Annotated in this window: 22 protein-coding genes; 19 read left to right on the top strand and 3 right to left on the bottom strand. The window is 41.7% G+C overall.

Going from position 1 to position 18,463, the window contains the following annotated elements:
• The 13 genes from M1F97_RS06115 to dnaJ form a co-directional block, all read left to right on the top strand.
• A partial coding sequence (locus tag M1F97_RS06115) for an LPXTG cell wall anchor domain-containing protein (protein ID WP_247944534.1) occupies positions 1-274 on the top strand: 274 nt, incomplete at its 5' end.
• A gap of 242 nt (positions 275-516) precedes the next feature.
• On the top strand, positions 517-1,716 hold the full coding sequence (locus M1F97_RS06120; RefSeq protein ID WP_247944535.1) for a phosphoglycerate kinase: 1,200 nt from the start codon (positions 517-519) through the stop codon (positions 1,714-1,716).
• 136 nt (positions 1,717-1,852) lie between these two features.
• On the top strand, positions 1,853-2,380 hold the full coding sequence (locus M1F97_RS06125; RefSeq protein ID WP_247944536.1) for an FUSC family protein: 528 nt from the start codon (positions 1,853-1,855) through the stop codon (positions 2,378-2,380).
• A gap of 76 nt (positions 2,381-2,456) precedes the next feature.
• Positions 2,457-2,813, top strand: a complete 357-nt coding sequence (gene glnR / locus M1F97_RS06130) for a transcriptional repressor GlnR (RefSeq protein WP_000664333.1) — start codon at positions 2,457-2,459, stop codon at positions 2,811-2,813.
• Positions 2,814-2,849: 36 nt separating this feature from the next.
• Positions 2,850-4,196, top strand: a complete 1,347-nt coding sequence (gene glnA / locus M1F97_RS06135) for a type I glutamate--ammonia ligase (RefSeq protein WP_247944537.1) — start codon at positions 2,850-2,852, stop codon at positions 4,194-4,196.
• Between the two features lie 113 nt (positions 4,197-4,309).
• Complete coding sequence (locus tag M1F97_RS06140; protein ID WP_223329080.1) at positions 4,310-4,630, top strand: PadR family transcriptional regulator; 321 nt, start codon at positions 4,310-4,312, stop codon at positions 4,628-4,630.
• On the top strand, positions 4,630-5,205 hold the full coding sequence (locus M1F97_RS06145) for a DUF2812 domain-containing protein (protein WP_247944538.1): 576 nt from the start codon (positions 4,630-4,632) through the stop codon (positions 5,203-5,205). The genes M1F97_RS06140 and M1F97_RS06145 overlap by 1 nt, the downstream gene beginning before the upstream one ends.
• A gap of 34 nt (positions 5,206-5,239) precedes the next feature.
• Positions 5,240-5,752, top strand: a complete 513-nt coding sequence (locus M1F97_RS06150; RefSeq protein WP_247944539.1) for a DUF2812 domain-containing protein — start codon at positions 5,240-5,242, stop codon at positions 5,750-5,752.
• 160 nt (positions 5,753-5,912) lie between these two features.
• Entirely contained in the window at positions 5,913-6,947 is a 1,035-nt protein-coding gene (hrcA, locus tag M1F97_RS06155; RefSeq protein WP_247944540.1) for a heat-inducible transcriptional repressor HrcA, read from the top strand.
• Between the two features lie 38 nt (positions 6,948-6,985).
• Positions 6,986-7,501, top strand: a complete 516-nt coding sequence (gene grpE, locus M1F97_RS06160) for a nucleotide exchange factor GrpE (protein ID WP_247944541.1) — start codon at positions 6,986-6,988, stop codon at positions 7,499-7,501.
• A gap of 250 nt (positions 7,502-7,751) precedes the next feature.
• On the top strand, positions 7,752-9,575 hold the full coding sequence (gene dnaK, locus M1F97_RS06165; protein WP_061415785.1) for a molecular chaperone DnaK: 1,824 nt from the start codon (positions 7,752-7,754) through the stop codon (positions 9,573-9,575).
• Between the two features lie 227 nt (positions 9,576-9,802).
• Entirely contained in the window at positions 9,803-10,435 is a 633-nt protein-coding gene (locus M1F97_RS06170) for a DJ-1/PfpI family protein (RefSeq protein ID WP_247944542.1), read from the top strand.
• A 269-nt stretch (positions 10,436-10,704) separates the two neighbouring features.
• Entirely contained in the window at positions 10,705-11,841 is a 1,137-nt protein-coding gene (gene dnaJ / locus M1F97_RS06175) for a molecular chaperone DnaJ (RefSeq protein WP_247944543.1), read from the top strand.
• A gap of 76 nt (positions 11,842-11,917) precedes the next feature.
• Here the strand turns inward: dnaJ and M1F97_RS06180 are convergent, their stop codons facing one another.
• From M1F97_RS06180 to M1F97_RS06190, 3 genes are all read right to left on the bottom strand, one after another.
• Positions 11,918-12,577, bottom strand: a complete 660-nt coding sequence (locus tag M1F97_RS06180) for a hypothetical protein (protein WP_247944544.1) — start codon at positions 12,575-12,577, stop codon at positions 11,918-11,920.
• Between the two features lie 63 nt (positions 12,578-12,640).
• Positions 12,641-12,919: a hypothetical protein gene (locus tag M1F97_RS06185; protein WP_247944545.1), complete on the bottom strand. Its 279-nt coding sequence runs from the start codon at positions 12,917-12,919 to the stop codon at positions 12,641-12,643.
• 9 nt (positions 12,920-12,928) lie between these two features.
• Positions 12,929-13,339 carry an HIT family protein gene (locus M1F97_RS06190; protein ID WP_247944546.1) on the bottom strand — a complete coding sequence of 137 codons (411 nt, stop codon included), beginning with the start codon at positions 13,337-13,339 and terminating at the stop codon, positions 12,929-12,931.
• Positions 13,340-13,406: 67 nt separating this feature from the next.
• Here M1F97_RS06190 and M1F97_RS06195 point away from each other — a divergent pair, with 67 nt between their 5' ends.
• From M1F97_RS06195 to nusA, 6 genes are all read left to right on the top strand, one after another.
• Complete coding sequence (locus tag M1F97_RS06195) at positions 13,407-14,138, top strand: ABC transporter ATP-binding protein (protein ID WP_247944547.1); 732 nt, start codon at positions 13,407-13,409, stop codon at positions 14,136-14,138.
• A complete protein-coding gene (locus M1F97_RS06200; protein ID WP_247944548.1) occupies positions 14,135-15,184 on the top strand; it encodes an ABC transporter permease in 1,050 nt (349 codons plus the stop codon). The genes M1F97_RS06195 and M1F97_RS06200 overlap by 4 nt, the downstream gene beginning before the upstream one ends.
• A gap of 47 nt (positions 15,185-15,231) precedes the next feature.
• Complete coding sequence (ccrZ, locus tag M1F97_RS06205) at positions 15,232-16,026, top strand: cell cycle regulator CcrZ (protein WP_247944549.1); 795 nt, start codon at positions 15,232-15,234, stop codon at positions 16,024-16,026.
• The gene (trmB, locus tag M1F97_RS06210) at positions 16,023-16,658 is read left to right on the top strand and encodes a tRNA (guanosine(46)-N7)-methyltransferase TrmB (protein WP_247944550.1); all 636 of its coding nucleotides are present in this window, start codon (positions 16,023-16,025) and stop codon (positions 16,656-16,658) included. Before ccrZ ends, trmB begins: the two co-directional genes overlap by 4 nt.
• Before the next feature lie 126 nt (positions 16,659-16,784).
• Positions 16,785-17,264, top strand: a complete 480-nt coding sequence (gene rimP, locus M1F97_RS06215) for a ribosome maturation factor RimP (RefSeq protein WP_132972575.1) — start codon at positions 16,785-16,787, stop codon at positions 17,262-17,264.
• 42 nt (positions 17,265-17,306) lie between these two features.
• Positions 17,307-18,443, top strand: a complete 1,137-nt coding sequence (gene nusA / locus M1F97_RS06220) for a transcription termination factor NusA (RefSeq protein ID WP_000032277.1) — start codon at positions 17,307-17,309, stop codon at positions 18,441-18,443.
• Positions 18,444-18,463 lie beyond the last annotated feature (20 nt).

Below are 18,463 nucleotides of genomic sequence, written 5' to 3' on the forward strand. Positions count from 1 at the left end.
AGAAGTAGATGCCCAAGGCAATCGCACTCTTCGTTCGACTGAAGTTCTCAAGGAAGCTGTCCCAGAAATTGTTGAAATTGGTACCAAGGAAAAAGTTGAACAGCTAGTACCAAGTACAGACAATTCAATGGTGGAAACACCAGTCAAAGCAGAAAAAGCAAAAAATCAACTTCCAAATACTGGTGTTGAAACAGATGCCAGTCTAGTAGCTCTGGGACTTCTCGGAGCAATGAGTGGTTATGGCTTGCTTGCTAGAAAGAAGAAAGAAGACTAATCGATTTAGAATTCTTGGATTTCCTCATAAAAACTAAAAATAAGGTTTGGCTGCAGTCAAACCTTGTTTTGATTATTTTATCTCGCATTGATTACTTATTTGATAAGGTTTTTCTAGATTTGATTTTAAAAAATGCTAGTTTTAATTATAAGAAAGAACAAGAAAAGTTTAGGGTTTTTCTATCTCTTTTGCTGATTTTGTGATATAATTAACACATATAAAAAAAGAAGGAGTCATATCTAATGGCAAAATTGACTGTTAAAGACGTTGACTTGAAAGGGAAAAAAGTTCTCGTTCGTGTTGACTTCAACGTACCTGTTAAAGATGGCGTGATTACCAACGACAACCGTATCACTGCAGCTCTTCCAACTATCAAGTACATCCTTGAACAAGGTGGACGTGCAATCCTCTTCTCTCACCTTGGCCGTGTAAAAGAAGAAGCAGACAAAGCTGGTAAATCACTTGCTCCTGTAGCTGCTGACTTGGCTGCTAAGTTGGGACAAGAAGTTAAATTTATCCCAGGTGTTACACGTGGTGTTGAATTGGAAGCCGCTGTTAACGCTCTTGAAGATGGACAAGTTCTCTTAGTTGAAAACACTCGTTTTGAAGATGTTGACGGCAAGAAAGAATCTAAAAATGATCCTGAACTTGGTAAATACTGGGCATCACTTGGAGATGGTGTCTTCGTAAACGATGCATTCGGTACAGCTCACCGTGCACACGCATCTAACGTTGGTATCTCAGCAAACGTTGAAAAAGCAGTTGCTGGTTTCCTTCTTGAAAACGAAATTGCCTATATCCAAGAAGCAGTTGAAGCTCCAGAACGTCCATTCGTGGCTATCCTTGGTGGTTCAAAAGTTTCAGACAAGATCGGTGTTATCGAAAACTTGCTTGAAAAAGCTGATAAAGTTCTTATCGGTGGTGGGATGACTTACACATTCTACAAAGCACAAGGTATCGAAATCGGTAACTCACTTGTAGAAGAAGACAAATTGGATGTCGCTAAAGCTCTTCTTGAAAAAGCAAATGGCAAATTGATCTTGCCAGTTGACTCAAAAGAAGCTAACACATTTGCTGACTATACTGAAGTAAAAGATACTGAAGGTGAAGCAGTTGATCCAGGTTTCCTTGGTTTGGATATCGGTCCTAAATCTATCGCTAAATTCGACGAAGCCTTGACTGGTGCCAAAACAGTTGTATGGAACGGACCGATGGGTGTATTTGAAAACCCTGACTTCCAAGCTGGTACAATCGGTGTCATGGACGCTATCGTGAAACAACCAGGTGTGAAATCAATCATCGGTGGTGGTGACTCAGCTGCCGCAGCAATCAACCTTGGTCGTGCAGACAAGTTCTCATGGATCTCTACTGGTGGTGGAGCATCAATGGAACTTCTTGAAGGTAAAGTATTGCCAGGATTGGCTGCACTTACAGAAAAATAAGCTTTCTTAAATGAAACGATGAAAAGAGGAACTCTGTTTCCTCTTTTTTTATAGTCTAAATTAAAAACGCTTCCGATTGATTTTGGCTCATAAAATCAACTAAATTATGATAAAATGGAAATAGAAAGTTGAGATTATGAGTTATTTTAAAAAATATAAATTTGATAAGTCACAGTTCAAACTTGGCATGCGAACCTTTAAAACTGGCATTGCTGTTTTTCTAGTTCTCTTGATTTTTGGATTTTTTGGCTGGAAGGGACTGCAAATTGGGGCTTTGACAGCGGTCTTCAGTCTACGAGAAAGTTTTGATAAGAGCGTCCATTTTGGAACTTCGCGTATCTTAGGAAACAGTATCGGAGGTTTTTACGCCCTTGTCTTTTTCCTTTTAAATACCTTATTTCAAGAAGCCTTTTGGGTAACCTTATTAGTTGTGCCAATTTGCACCATGTTAACCATTATGACAAATGTTGCCATGAACAACAAGGCAGGAGTTATTGGTGGTGTAGCGGCTATGTTAATCATTACCCTATCAATACCGAGCGGAGAAACATTTTTGTACGTGTTTGCTCGTGTATTTGAAACTTTTATGGGAGTTTTTGTCGCAATCCTTGTAAATTATGATATTGAGCAACTGAAACTCTTTTGGGAGAAAAAAAGAAAATAATGTTACATTTTATGACATTATTCGTTGACGTTTGTCTTTTTTTAGACTATAATAGACAGGAAGAAGGAAATTGTAAATGAAGGAAAGAGAATTTCGCCGAAATATGGCTGTTTTTCCTATCGGTAGTGTTATGAAATTGACCGATCTCTCGGCGCGTCAGATTCGTTATTATGAAGATCAAGAGTTGATAAAGCCTGATCGAAACGAAGGGAACCGTCGCATGTATTCTTTGAATGATATGGATCGTCTGCTTGAAATCAAAGATTATATCTCTGAAGGTCATAATATTGCTGCGATTAAGAAAAAATATGCTGAACGCGAGGCGAAGTCCAAAAAAGCCGTGAGTCAGACGGAAGTGCGTCGTGCACTCCACAATGAACTCCTCCAGCAGGGGCGCTTTGCTTCAGTACGTTCACCCTTTGGTCGCGGTTAGGCAACCGCAAGTAGTCATATATTAAGGAGAAAACCCATGCCAATCACAGCTGCAGATATTCGTCGTGAAGTCCAGGAAAAAAATGTTACCTTTATCCGTCTCATGTTTTCAGATATTCTGGGAACCATGAAAAACGTCGAAATTCCTGCTACAGATGAACAGTTAGATAAGGTCTTGTCAAACAAAGCCATGTTTGATGGCTCTTCTATTGAAGGTTTTGTACGTATCAATGAGTCAGATATGTACTTGTACCCAGACTTGGATACATGGACAGTCTTCCCTTGGGGAGATGAAAATGGAAGTGTTGCAGGTTTGATCTGTGATGTCTATACAACAGAGGGTGAGCCATTTGCAGGTGACCCTCGTGGTAATTTGAAGCGTGCGCTTCGTCATATGGAGGAAGTAGGATTTAAATCCTTCAACCTTGGACCAGAACCAGAATTCTTCCTATTTAAACTGGATGAAAATGGTGATCCGACTCTTGAGGTAAATGACAAGGGTGGATACTTTGATTTGGCCCCTACTGACCTTGCAGACAATACGCGTCGTGAAATCGTGAATGTCTTGACCAAAATGGGATTTGAAGTAGAAGCAAGTCACCATGAGGTTGCGGTTGGACAACATGAAATTGACTTCAAGTATGATGAAGTCCTCCGTGCCTGTGACAAGATTCAAATCTTTAAACTTGTTGTTAAAACCATCGCTCGCAAACATGGTCTTTACGCAACCTTTATGGCGAAACCAAAATTTGGTATTGCCGGGTCAGGTATGCACTGTAATATGTCCTTGTTTGATGTAGAAGGAAATAATGCCTTCTTTGATCCAAACGATCCAAAAGGAATGCAGTTGTCTGAAACGGCCTATCATTTCCTTGGTGGTTTGATCAAGCATGCCTACAACTATACTGCCATCATGAACCCAACGGTTAACTCATACAAACGTTTGGTTCCAGGTTATGAAGCGCCTGTTTACATTGCTTGGGCTGGTCGTAACCGTTCGCCGCTTGTGCGCGTGCCTGCTTCACGTGGTATGGGAACTCGTCTTGAGTTGCGTTCGGTGGATCCAATGGCAAACCCATACATCGCTATGGCAGTTCTTTTGGAAGTTGGTTTGCATGGTATTGAAAACAAAATTGAAGCACCAGCTCCGATTGAAGAAAATATCTACATCATGACAGCAGAAGAGCGTAGGGAAGCTGGAATCACAGACCTTCCATCAACTCTTCACAACGCTTTGAAAGCTTTGACTGAGGATGAAGTGGTTAAGGCTGCCCTAGGTGAACACATCTATACGAGCTTCCTTGAAGCCAAACGTATCGAGTGGGCTAGTTATGCAACCTTTGTGTCACAATGGGAAGTTGATAATTATCTAGACCTTTACTAATATAGAAGAAAGATTGCCTGAGGGTGATCTTTTTTCTTGCGTTTTATATCGAGGTGTGATATATTTTGTATAACGAAGTACGATATATCGAACTGAATGGGAAGTGGTTATAAATGGAATTAGCGGATAAGATTCGTCGGGTCTATCTTCCGATGACGGAAACAGGATTTTATATCTTGTTTTGTCTACAGAAGGAGAACCATGGATATGGTATTACACAAAAGGTCAAGGAGATGACAGATTCGCAAGTTTTGATTAGTCCTGGTACTATGTATGGAACCTTGTCAAAAATGGAAAAGGATGGCTTGATTTCCTTTATCCGAGAGGAAGAAAAACGTAAAATCTATCAGATCACGGACTTAGGACGAAAAGTCTTAGATATTGAATTGAAACGTATTGAACGACTCTATAGAAACAGTCTGGAGGAAGGATGATGGAAAAGAAGGTTATTTATAGAATTGCTACCATTGCGGATTATGATAGAGAGGCTTTATATCTTAGAAAAATGCATGCTGAGGGGTGGAAGCTCAAGGAAGTAACCTACTCTAACTTAGTAGTTGCGGTTAAGTATACTTTTGAAAAGTGCCAACCGGAGCAGGTGTCTTATCAGTTAGACTTTTATCCAATGAAAAAATCAGAGAGAGCCTCCTATTTACAATTATTTAAAGACTGTGGCTGGGAGCATATTACAGACTTTAATGGTTTTTCCTACTTTAGAAAAGCACATTCTGAAATTGAATCGGATGCAGAATTTGAAATTTATAATGACGTGGCTGGGAAGTTAGCTGTGGTCAAACGGATTTTAATAATGCGGATGCTTCCTATTTTGCTTCTCTTTTTAGCTCTACTACTGGTTTTCTCAAAGTTTGTCAGTGGAGGTAGTTCTTTCAGTTGGGTAATGTTTTTGATTGTTATTATGGATTGTGTTTTATTGATAGTTTTTGCAATTCAGATTTCTTATATTTTTTGGAGATTGTTCCAAAAATGGCATGAATTGTCTGATAAATGAAATAATACGTGTGTTCTATTTTGGAGGGAAAGTCGTGATAAACAAAAAGCAATTTCGGATTTTCACCGTTGTTGATTTAGACAAGGAAGAAGATTATTTGCATGAGATGCACTTGAAAGGTTGGAGATATAGAACTAATCGTTTGGGCTTTTTCTATTTTGAGCAATGCCAACCGGACGATGTCATCTACCATATCTATGATACTCGCCATCTTAAAAAGTATAAGCATGAACTGCAAAATTTTAGGAATAGAGGTTGGGAATTGATAGAAACAGGTTTTTGTTCAATTCTTCGTAAACCAACTTCTGATATACTTTCAGAGGAGAAAGTCTATATGAGTAAGGGGCTCGGATGGGAAGTGATGCGGTCTAGACTTCGTTCTTGTATAGCCGTTTTCTCGGGTGGTCTTGTTGTTTGCATGAGTTTGTATCGAGAAAACTTGTCTCAGTCTTTCTTTTTCATTTTCGTTTTATACGCTTGCTTAATTTCTTATCTAATCTATGGTTTTTTCAGACTTAAAAGGAAATACCAAGTAGATAAAAAATAAGTTTCTAGGTCCTCAGACTGATTTTTAGCACTCTTGATAAAAGAGTGCTAATTTTTTGAGTTTTTGTCTTGACATTATCTTTCAAGGGTGTATAATAGAATCATGAGTTAGCACTTGAGTGTATTGAGTGCTAATTGATCAGACAGAGAGGAGTGATGAGATGGTTACAGAGCGTCAGCAGGATATTTTAAATCTGATCATTGACATCTTTACCAAAACGCACGAACCTGTCGGATCCAAAGCCTTGCAAGAGTCTGTTAACTCTAGCAGTGCAACCATTCGTAATGATATGGCGGCTTTAGAAAAGCAAGGTTTGCTTGAGAAAGCTCATACTTCAAGTGGTCGGATGCCAAGTGTTGCTGGTTTTCAGTACTATGTGAAACACTCACTGGATTTCGACAGACTAGCTGAAAATGAGGTTTATGAGATTGTCAAAGCCTTTGATCAGGAGTTCTTCAAACTGGAGGATATTCTGCAAGAGGCTGCTAATCTACTAACAGACTTGAGTGGTTGTACGGTAGTGGCACTGGATGTTGAGCCCAGCAGACAACGGTTGACAGCCTTTGATATCGTTATTTTAGGACAACATACAGCCTTGGCAGTATTTACCTTAGACGAATCGCGAACGGTTACCAGTCAGTTTCTGATTCCAAGGAACTTCTTGCAGGAGGATTTGCTGAAGCTTAAGGCAATCATTCAGGAACGTTTCCTAGGTCACACCGTTCTAGATATTCACTACAAGATTCGGACGGAGATTCCGCAGATTATCCAGCGTTACTTCACAACGACGGACAATGTCATCGATCTCTTTGAACACATCTTTAAGGAAATGTTCAACGAAAACATTGTGGTGTCGGGCAAGGTCAATCTCTTGAATTTTGCAAATCTAGCAGCTTATCAGTTTTTTGACCAACCACAGAAAGTGGCTCTGGAAATTCGTGAGGGTCTGCATGAAGATCAAATGCAAAATGTCCGTGTTGCGGACAGTCAAGAGTCTTGTCTAGCAGATCTAGCAGTGATTAGCAGTAAATTCCTCATTCCTTATCGAGGTTTTGGAATTCTTGCCATTATCGGTCCGGTTAATCTGGATTACCAGCAATTGGTTAATCAACTCAATGTTGTCAATCGAGTCCTAACTATGAAACTCACAGATTTCTACCGCTATTTGAGTAGTAATCATTATGAGGTGAGTTGAACATGAAATTACATAAATTCCTAAAAAGGAGGCGAAAAATGTCTGAGGAAATAAAAAACGAAGAAGTAAAAGAAGAGGAAGTTGTTGAAACGACAGAAGAAACAACTCCTGAGAAGTCTGAGTTGGACTTGGCAAATGAACGTGCGGATGAGTTCGAAAACAAATACCTTCGTGCTCATGCAGAAATGCAAAATATCCAGCGCCGAGCTAATGAAGAACGCCAACTCTTGCAACGCTATCGTAGTCAAGATTTGGCAAAAGCAATCTTACCATCGCTCGACAACCTAGAACGTGCACTTGCAGTTGAAGGATTGACATACGATGTCAAAAAAGGATTGGAGATGGTGCAAGAGAGCTTGATTCACGCTTTGAAAGAAGAAGGAATCGAAGAAATCGCAGCTGATGGTGAATTTGACCATAACTATCACATGGCCATCCAAACTCTCCCAGCAGACGATGAACACCCAGCAGACACCATCGCCCAAGTTTTTCAAAAAGGCTACAAACTCCATGACCGCATCCTACGCCCAGCCATGGTAGTAGTGTATAACTAGGTTAGAGAACTTAAAAACTTGTCCGAAATGACAATAAACTATGAAGAAAGATAAGGGGCAAGCCAGAGGCTTGCAAGGAAGATATTGCCCGTTGTGGTGAAAGTTTCAGTAGCTTTTGCTACTGAAACAGGGGATTTTTGAGACAATAGGCTCAAAAATAAGTGATGAAATCCCGGAGGGAGTTGCTCACGTCCCCACCACTTAAGGGAAGTATCAAAAAAAGAAGAAAAAACAACAAGGAGAAAAACACATGTCTAAAATTATCGGTATTGACTTAGGTACAACAAACTCAGCAGTTGCAGTTCTTGAAGGAACTGAAAGCAAAATCATCGCAAACCCAGAAGGAAACCGTACAACTCCATCTGTAGTATCATTCAAAAACGGAGAAATCATCGTTGGTGACGCTGCAAAACGTCAAGCAGTCACAAACCCAGATACAGTCATCTCTATCAAATCTAAGATGGGTACTTCTGAAAAAGTTTCTGCAAACGGAAAAGAATACACTCCACAAGAAATTTCAGCTATGATCCTTCAATACTTGAAAGGTTATGCAGAAGACTACCTTGGTGAAAAAGTAACTAAAGCAGTTATCACAGTTCCAGCTTACTTCAACGATGCTCAACGTCAAGCAACAAAAGACGCTGGTAAAATCGCTGGTCTTGAAGTAGAACGTATCGTCAACGAACCAACTGCAGCAGCCCTTGCTTACGGTTTGGACAAGACTGATAAAGAAGAAAAAATCTTGGTATTCGACCTTGGTGGTGGTACATTCGACGTCTCTATCCTTGAACTCGGTGACGGTGTCTTCGACGTATTATCAACTGCAGGGGACAACAAACTCGGTGGTGACGACTTTGACCAAAAAATCATCGACCACTTGGTAGCAGAATTTAAGAAAGAAAACGGTATTGACTTGTCTACTGACAAAATGGCAATGCAACGTTTGAAAGATGCGGCTGAAAAAGCTAAGAAAGACCTTTCTGGTGTAACTTCAACACAAATCAGCTTGCCATTTATCACTGCTGGTGAAGCTGGCCCTCTTCACTTGGAAATGACTTTGACTCGTGCGAAATTCGACGACTTGACTCGTGACCTTGTAGAACGTACAAAAGTTCCAGTTCGCCAAGCCCTTTCAGATGCAGGTTTGAGCTTGTCAGAAATCGACGAAGTTATCCTTGTTGGTGGTTCTACTCGTATCCCAGCTGTTGTAGAAGCTGTTAAAGCTGAAACTGGTAAAGAGCCAAACAAATCAGTAAACCCTGATGAAGTTGTTGCTATGGGTGCAGCTATCCAAGGTGGTGTTATCACTGGTGATGTCAAAGACGTTGTCCTTCTTGACGTAACACCATTGTCACTTGGTATCGAAACCATGGGTGGAGTATTTACAAAACTTATCGATCGCAACACTACTATTCCAACATCTAAATCACAAGTCTTCTCAACTGCGGCAGACAACCAACCAGCCGTTGATATCCACGTTCTTCAAGGGGAACGCCCAATGGCAGCAGATAACAAGACGCTTGGACGCTTCCAATTGACAGATATCCCAGCTGCACCTCGTGGTATCCCACAAATCGAAGTAACATTCGACATCGATAAGAACGGTATCGTATCTGTTAAGGCTAAAGACCTTGGAACTCAAAAAGAACAAACAATCGTTATCCAATCGAACTCAGGTTTGACAGACGAAGAAATCGATCGCATGATGAAAGATGCAGAAGCAAACGCTGAAGCAGATAAGAAACGTAAAGAAGAAGTAGACCTTCGCAACGAAGTAGACCAAGCTATCTTTGCGACTGAAAAGACAATCAAAGAAACTGAAGGCAAAGGCTTCGATGCAGAACGTGATGCTGCACAAGCTGCCCTTGATGAGCTTAAGAAAGCCCAAGAAGACAACAACTTGGACGAAATGAAAGCAAAACTTGAAGCATTGAATGAAAAAGCTCAAGGACTTGCTGTTAAACTCTACGAACAAGCCGCCGCAGCCCAACAAGCTCAAGCAGGAGCAGAAGGCGCACAAGCAACAGGAAATGCAGGCGATGACGTCGTAGACGGAGAGTTTACGGAGAAATAAAATGGTCCAGTGGACTATTTTATCCCGAGCTTGAAAATCAGGAGAGCGAGGTAGTTAAGAATGACTAATCACTAAAGTGATTGTCATTCTACGGCGATCGCTATGGCGACTTGCCTAAACGCCTTACAAAGTATAATCGACTTTGTTTTTGAACGTCGTAATGATAGGAAGAAATTCAGAGGTTGCAACCCAGCCTCTGTTTTTCGGTAAAATAGAGGATATTGCGTATGAAAAAAGTACTTTGTATCATTTATCCTAATTTTTCTCTTTATGAGATAACTGCTTTAACAAGTACTTTAGCTCTGTCTTTTGACATCACGATTGATTATGTTGCTTCAGATTATTCGATAGTTATATCTGAGGATGGCTTACCTTGTCAACCTACAAAAACATTGGATCAAATCTGTATAGAAGAGTATTCTTGTATCATTTTACCAGGAATGGTAAATATAGGGCCTGCTCTACAGGATGAAAAATTAAATTCTTTTTTGAGAGAACTCGGTGAGCAGGATATCTTAATTACAGCAATTTCTTCTGCGCCCATTTTGTTAGCGAAAGCTGGCTTGTTGAATGACACGAAATTTACTGGTGGGATTTGGCAAAACTTCTTTGACTATTTTGAATTTCTTCCTCGGGAAAATTTCAAAGCAAAAGCTGTCCTGCAAGATAAAAATATCATTACTGCTATTGGCTTTGCACATCAAGAGTTTGCAAGAAAAGTGATTCTTGGTCTAGGTTTGGCAGAAAATACTGACAACTATTTTAAAGAACAGAACGAATATTCAGAAGAGGACTTGATTTTTACTCTATCGGACAAAGAGTTTGATGAAGTGAAGCAGAGTATAAAAAATACCCTCTAATGATTTACTTATAAATTATAGAAAGGAACAAGGGTGTTCGTAACTGAACACGGGTTCCAAAATTTCTGACTCAATATAAAAGAAAGGAATTGAATACGACCTAAATCGTGGTTTCGTTCCGCAATCGCAATATTAATAGAAAGGAATAAGGGTGTTCGTAATTGAACTCGAGCGGAAAGCTTAGAAATTAGATAAACCTCCTAAGAAATCAGGATTTCTTGTCGGGTTCCTAAATTTCAGTCGCTTTCTGTTCGCTCTTAGTATCTTGTATGAACAATACTGAATTTTATGATCGTCTGGGGGTGTCAAAAAACGCTTCGGCAGACGAGATCAAAAAGGCTTATCGTAAGCTTTCAAAGAAATACCACCCAGATATCAACAAGGAGCCTGGCGCTGAGGAAAAATACAAGGAAGTTCAAGAAGCTTATGAGACTTTGAGTGACGACCAAAAACGTGCAGCCTACGACCAATATGGTGCTGCAGGTGCCAATGGTGGCTTTGGTGGTGCCGGTGGCTTTAGTGGCTTTGACGGAGCAGGTGGCTTCGGTGGTTTTGAAGATATCTTCTCAAGCTTTTTCGGGGGAGGCGGAGCTTCACGCAATCCAAACGCTCCTCGTCAAGGGGATGACCTCCAGTACCGTGTGAATTTGACTTTTGAAGAAGCCATTTTCGGAACGGAAAAAGAAGTCAAATACAATCGTGAAGCCAGCTGTCGTACATGTAACGGATCTGGTGCTAAGCCAGGGACAAGTCCAGTCACTTGTGGACGCTGTCATGGCGCGGGTGTCATTAACGTCGATACGCAGACTCCGCTTGGTATGATGCGTCGTCAAGTAACCTGTGATGTCTGTCATGGCCGCGGAAAGGAAATCAAAGACCCATGTACTACCTGTCATGGAACAGGTCATGAAAAACAAGCTCATAGCGTACATGTAAAAATCCCTGCTGGTGTAGAAACAGGCCAACAAATCCGCCTAGCGGGTCAAGGTGAAGCAGGCTTTAACGGTGGTCCTTATGGTGACTTGTACGTGGTGGTTTCAGTTGAAGCTAGTGATAAGTTTGAACGTGAAGGAACGACTATCTTCTACAATCTGAACCTCAACTTTGTCCAAGCAGCTCTTGGTGATACTGTGGAAATTCCAACCGTGCATGGTGATGTTGAATTGGTCATCCCAGAAGGAACTCAGACTGGCAAGAAATTCCGCCTACGTGGCAAGGGAGCACCGAGCCTTCGTGGAGGTGCCGTTGGTGATCAATACGTTACAGTCAATGTCGTGACTCCGACAGGCTTAAACGACCGCCAAAAAGCTGCTCTTAAAGAATTCGCAGCTGCAGGTGACTTGAAAGTCAATCCAAAGAAAAAAGGCTTCTTTGACCATATAAAAGATGCCTTTGAAGGAGAATAAAACAAAAAGAGCCGTCGGGCTCTTTTTTGTATTGTGGGAAATTTAGGCATCGGAAAACCATTCTCCATCTGGTTTGCTATTTATACTTTTGAGTGAGCAAGCCGGCCACATCCATCTCCTGAATGAGTTGCTTGATTTCCGCTTCTTTGCCAGGCTTAACTGTGATAGTATCAATGTGTTTGATTGCCGAATTATCCTGAATATCCACCAAAGTCAAAGCTTTTTCATAGAATGAAATTCCCTTTTTAAAACTTTCCTGATCATCCCAAAAGAGAAGTGAGTAATTAGGGTTAAATGTCTTTCCTTTTTCTTGGAAATACTTTTCACTTTCCTTCTCTAAAAATTGGAATAAGCCATGATTGAACAAGTTATCCCCTACTTTATAGTAGGAAATCTCTCCTGTCTGGAGGACATAGACTTCGAGTCGGTTTTTGGTGAGTTTTGGACTTTCTTTTAGGACAGGGTGGCTATTGATGACCTCATCTGAGAAAGTAACATAAAAATGTAAGCCTCCACCCTCGAATTGATACCTCCCATTTGATTCTACTTTCTCAGGAGGCATGTCAAGAGAGATAAAGATTTGTTTTAAGTCGTCATTCCCTTTTTGGATGTCACTCGGTGAGGCCTTGAAAAGATTCATAAGTAGTAGAAATGCCAGGGCTACAAGCAGGCAGAGGCAACCACAAGGGATCGCGATAACCTTCGCTAGAACTTTTAAAAACTGTTTCACTTTCATTCCCTCCTTTTTCTATTCAAACCTAGTATCCAAAAAAGAGTTTAAGGAAAGTTGGAGGCTCTCTTATCCTTGTTTTTCTTCTTGGAGGACCGCCTTTCTGGTTTGGAAATCTTTTTCCAAGACTTTGAACTTGTAGGTCAAGTCTTTTTGGTATTCCTTGATAAGGGCTTTTTGTTGGTCGATGATTTGCAGGCTGTTTTGAATGATATCCAAATCCTCCTTCATAGCCTCGACACGGTCGCTAGTGTCTATAAACTCCTCCGTGATGGCCTGGCGATTTTTCACGACAAAATAACTTCCAGCTGCAGCTCCTGCAAATAGCAATAGATTGGATAGTTTCATGGCAACTCCTTAGGCGTTTTTGATAGTTTCAGCGACTTGGGCGAGTTTGTCAAAGTCAGGTTCGTGGGCGATAAAATCAATCTTGAGGTCATCGTCCGCACTGTAGCGAGGTACGAGGTGAACGTGGGTATGAAAGACTGTTTGGCCTGCGACTTCCTCACAGTTAGCGATGATATTCATGCCAGCAGCCTTGGTAGCCTTCATGACTTTTTGAGCCACTGTTGGTACTTGGGCAAAGAGTTGGCTGGCACTTGCAGCATCCATCTCCAAAAGATTGCGGTAGTGCTCTTTGGGTACGACCAAGGTGTGTCCAGGCGTTACTTGAGAGATATCAAGAAAGGCAAGAACCTGCTCATCCTCGTATACTTTTGAAGCAGGAATCTCCCCTGCGATGATCTTACAAAAAATGCAATCTGACATAAAATCCACCTCTACTGTATTGAATTTTGATATAATATAGCTACATTATACCAGATTCGGAGAAAATATGTTAGAAATTAAAAACCTGACAGGAGGCTATGTCCATGTCCCTGTCTTGAAAGATGTGTCTTTTACTATTGAAAGTGGGCAGTTGGTTGGTTTGATTGGTCTCAATGGAGCTGGGAAATCAACGACAATCAATGAGATTATCGGTCTTTTGACGCCTTACAGTGGGGAAATCAAGATTAACGGTCTCACCCTGCGAGAAGATGCAACCAACTACCGCAAGCAGATTGGTTACATTCCAGAAACGCCTAGCTTGTACGAGGAATTGACCCTCAAAGAGCATATCGAAACCGTGGCAATGGCTTATGGTATCGATCAGAAAGTGGCTTTTGAGCGAGTAGAACCGCTTTTAAAAATGTTTCGTCTGGACCAAAAATTGGACTGGTTTCCTGTCCATTTCTCAAAAGGAATGAAGCAGAAGGTTATGATTATCTGTGCTTTTGTCGTGGATCCGAGTCTTTTCATCGTAGATGAACCTTTCCTTGGGCTTGATCCCTTGGCGATTTCCGACTTGATTCAGCTTTTGGAAGCAGAAAAGCAAAAAGGCAAGTCCATCCTCATGAGTACCCACGTGCTGGATTCGGCGGAAAAGATGTGTGACGCCTTTGTTATCCTCCACAAGGGAGAGGTGCGGGCTCAGGGGAACCTCCAGCAACTGCGCGAGGCCTTTAACATGCCTGAGGCTAGTTTGAATGATATTTACTTGGCTCTGACCAAAGAGGAGGAGCTATGAAAGACTTGTTTTTAAAGCGAAAGCAGGCTTTTCGTAAGGAGTGTGTCGGTTATCTGCGTTATGTTCTCAATGACCACTTTGTCTTGTTCCTGCTGGTTCTCATTGGTTTTCTAGCTTACCAGTACAGTCAACTCTTACAACATTTTCCTGAAAATCATTGGCCTATCCTCTTGTTTTTGGGGATTGTATCTGCCTTGCTTTTGGCTTGGGGAGGAATCGCGACCTACATGGAAGGACCGGATAAACTCTTTCTCTTAGTCAGTGAAGAGGAGGTCAAGTCCCACCTCAAAGGGCAGACGGTGCGCTCACTGGTCTTTTGGCTCTTTGTCCAAACCCTTTTCTTGCTTTTATTTGCGCCCTTATTTTTAGCCATGGGTTATGGCTTGCCAGTCTTTTTTGCCTATATGCTTTTATTGGGGATTGGGAAATACCTCCTCTTTCGCCAAAAAGCCAGTAAATTTTTCACTGAAACTGGTCTTGACTGGGACTATGTGATTGCCCAAGAAAGCAAGCGCAAGCAAGTCTTGCTTCGTTTCTTTGCTCTCTTTACTCAGGTCAAGGGCGTTTCAAATAGTATCAAACGTCGCGCTTATCTGGATTTTATCCTAAAGACGGTTCAAAAGGTTCCAGGGAAGATCTGGCAAAATCTCTATCTTCGTTCTTATCTGCGAAATGGAGACCTCTTTGCTCTCAGTTTGCGCCTCCTCTTCCTGTCCTTGTTAGCTGAGATCTTTATTGAGCAATCTTGGATTGCGACAGTGGTAGTGGTTCTGTTTAACTATCTCTTGCTCTTTCAGTTACTGGCCCTCTATCATGCCTTTGATTACCAATACTTGACCCAGCTTTTTCCTGTAGAAAAGGGTGAAAAAGAGAAGGGGTTGAAACAGACTGTAGTCGGTGTGGGAAGTGCAGTTCTTTTGTTGGAATTGCTGGTCGGAGCAGTGGTTTTTCAAGAAAAAACAGCCTTGTTAGCTCTTGTAGGAGCTAGTCTCTTCCTACAATTGTTTTATTTACCTTACCAACTGAAAAGACTGGTTGACGAATAGACCAAAAACTAGTAGAATAGTAAGGAAACTTTATACGGAGGAAAGAAATGGACTTGGGTGATAATGAGCTAACGCTGACCCCGATACCTGGGAAGAGCGGCAAGGCTTATATGGGAAGCTACCCTGATGGGAAGCGCGTCTTTGTAAAAATGAACACCTCTCCAATCCTACCTGGCCTAGCTAGAGAACAAATCGCTCCTCAATTACTATGGACTCGTCGTTTAGCGGATGGTCGTGATATGTGTGCCCAAGAATGGTTGACGGGCAAAATCTTGACCCCGCACGACATGAATCGCAAGCAGATCATCAATATCTTGACGCGTCTCCACCGCTCACGTCCCTTGATGAAGCAGTTGAGCCGTTTGGGATATAGCATGGAGACGCCAGTAGACTTGTTGCAGTCTTGGAGGCAAGAAGCACCTGAAGTCTTGAAACGACATCAGTACTTAAATTCGGTGATTGATGATTTGCGCAGGACAGTTCCAGGCTTTAGGGAAGATCATGCAACGATTGTGCATGGTGATCTTCGCCATAGTAATTGGATTGAGACAGAGAGTGGGCTCGTTTATCTAGTGGATTGGGATTCGGTTCGTCTGACGGATCGCATGTTTGATGTGGCGCATATGTTGTGTCATTATATTCCAGATCATCAGTGGCGTCAATGGTTGAGAGACTACGGCTATAAGTACAATCAGACAGTGTTAGATAAATTGTATTGGTATGGTCAGTATTCTTACTTGAGCCAGATTGCCAAATACTGTGAAAATCAAGATTTAGACAATGTAAACCGGGAGATTTATGCCTTGCGTGTCTTCCGTGACAAGTATGGAAAGAAGAGATGAGAGTTAGAAATCGTAAAGGGGCGACAGAGTTACTAGAGGCTAATCCCCAGTATGTTGTCCTAAATCCCTTGGAAGCCAAGGGGAAATGGCGAGACTTGTTTGGAAATGATCATCCTATTCATGTTGAGGTTGGAAGTGGAAAAGGAGCCTTCGTATCAGGAATGGCCAAACAAAACCCTGACACCAACTATATCGGGATTGACATCCAAAAGTCGGTCTTGAGTTATGCCTTGGACAAGGTGCTTGAAGTTGGGGTTCCCAACATCAAGTTGCTGTGGGTAGATGGTTCAGATCTGACCGACTATTTTGAAGACGGTGAGATTGATCGTCTCTACCTAAACTTTTCAGATCCTTGGCCTAAAAAACGCCATGAAAAACGTCGTTTGACTTACAAGAGTTTCTTAGATACCTTCAAACGTATTTTGCCTGAGAATGGAGAAATCCATTTTAAGACAGACAATCGTGGCTTGTTTGAGTACAGCCTGGTGAGCTTTTCTCAGTATGGGATGAAACTCAATGGGGTTTGGCTAGACTTACATGCCAGTGATTTTGAAGGCAATGTCATGACGGAATATGAGCAAAAATTCTCCAGCAAAGGTCAAGTGATCTACCGAGTTGAGGCAGAATTTTAAGAAATAGCTTGAAAACCAGCCGTTTGAGTGCTTATACTTTACATAAATTGACAAACGTGCTATACTGATAGTAAGAATATGAGAAAGAGAGGCGGGGAAATATCTTCGCCTCTTGCTTATGAGGAGGTGGACGCAATCGCAACAATCGTAGAATTAGTCAGAGAAGTAGTAGAACCTGTCATCCAAGCGCCTTTCGAGCTCGTGGATATCGAGTATGGAAAGATTGGCAGTGACATGATTCTCAGTATTTTTGTAGATAAACCTGAAGGAATTACCTTGAACGACACGGCAGACCTGACAGAAATCATCAGTCCTGTCTTAGACACCATCAAGCCCGATCCCTTCCCAGAACAATATTTCCTAGAAATTACCAGTCCAGGCTTGGAACGTCCTTTAAAAACCAAGGATGCCATCGCTGGAGCAGTTGGGAAATACATTCATGTCGGGCTCTACCAAGCTATCGATAAGCAAAAAGTCTTTGAGGGAACCTTGCTGTCCTTTGAAGAGGATGAGTTGACTATGGAGTATATGGACAAGACACGTAAGAAAACCGTTCAAATTCCATACAGTTTAGTATCAAAAGCACGTTTAGCAGTAAAACTATAGAAAAGAAAGGATAGCTTTTGAGGATTCAAAAGTAAAAAGAACATGAGTAAAGAAATGCTAGAGGCCTTCCGCATTTTGGAAGAAGACAAGGGAATCAAAAAAGAAGACATCATCGACGCAGTAGTAGAGTCGCTTCGTTCCGCTTATCGTAGACGCTATGGTCAATCAGACAGCGTAGCCATCGACTTCAATGAAAAGACTGGTGACTTTACTGTCTATACTGTTCGTGAAGTTGTTGATGAAGTATTTGATAGCCGTTTGGAAATCAGCTTGAAAGATGCCCTTGCCATTAATTCAGCCTATGAGCTTGGTGACAAGATTAAGTTTGAAGAAGCACCAGCTGAGTTTGGTCGTGTAGCAGCCCAGTCTGCTAAACAAACCATCATGGAAAAAATGCGCAAGCAAACACGTGCCATCACCTACAATACTTACAAGGAACATGAACAAGAAATCATGTCTGGTACAGTAGAACGTTTTGACAACCGTTTCATCTATGTCAACCTTGGCAGCATCGAAGCCCAATTGTCAAAACAAGACCAAATCCCTGGAGAAGTTTTTGCTTCTCACGACCGTATCGAAGTCTACGTTTACAAGGTTGAAGACAACCCTCGTGGCGTCAACGTCTTTGTCAGTCGTAGCCATCCAGAAATGATCAAACGCTTGATGGAACAAGAAATTCCAGAAGTGTATGATGGAACTGTCGAAATCATGAGCGTAGCTCGTGAAGCAGGTGACCGTACCAAGGTTGCCGTTCGTAGCCACAATCCAAACGTGGATGCTATCGGGACAATCGTTGGGCGTGGTGGTGCCAATATCAAGAAGATCACCAGTAAATTCCACCCAGCTCGTTACGATGCCAAGAGCGATCGCATGATTCCTGTCGAAGAAAACATCGACGTTATCGAGTGGGTAGCAGATCCAGCTGAGTTTATCTACAATGCCATCGCACCTGCAGAGGTTGACCAAGTTATCTTTGATGAAAACGACAGCAAACGTGCCTTGGTCGTTGTACCTGATAACAAGCTTTCTCTTGCCATCGGTCGTCGTGGACAAAACGTTCGCTTGGCAGCTCATTTGACAGGTTACCGTATCGATATCAAGTCTGCCAGTGAGTTTGAAGCTATGGAAGAAGCAGGTCAAGTGGATTACGCAGCTGCGGATGAATTAATCGAAGAATAAAAGCTGCTAGAGGAGGGAAA

The organism is Streptococcus oralis (assembly GCF_023110435.1).
Lineage (GTDB): Bacteria > Bacillota > Bacilli > Lactobacillales > Streptococcaceae > Streptococcus > Streptococcus oralis_CF.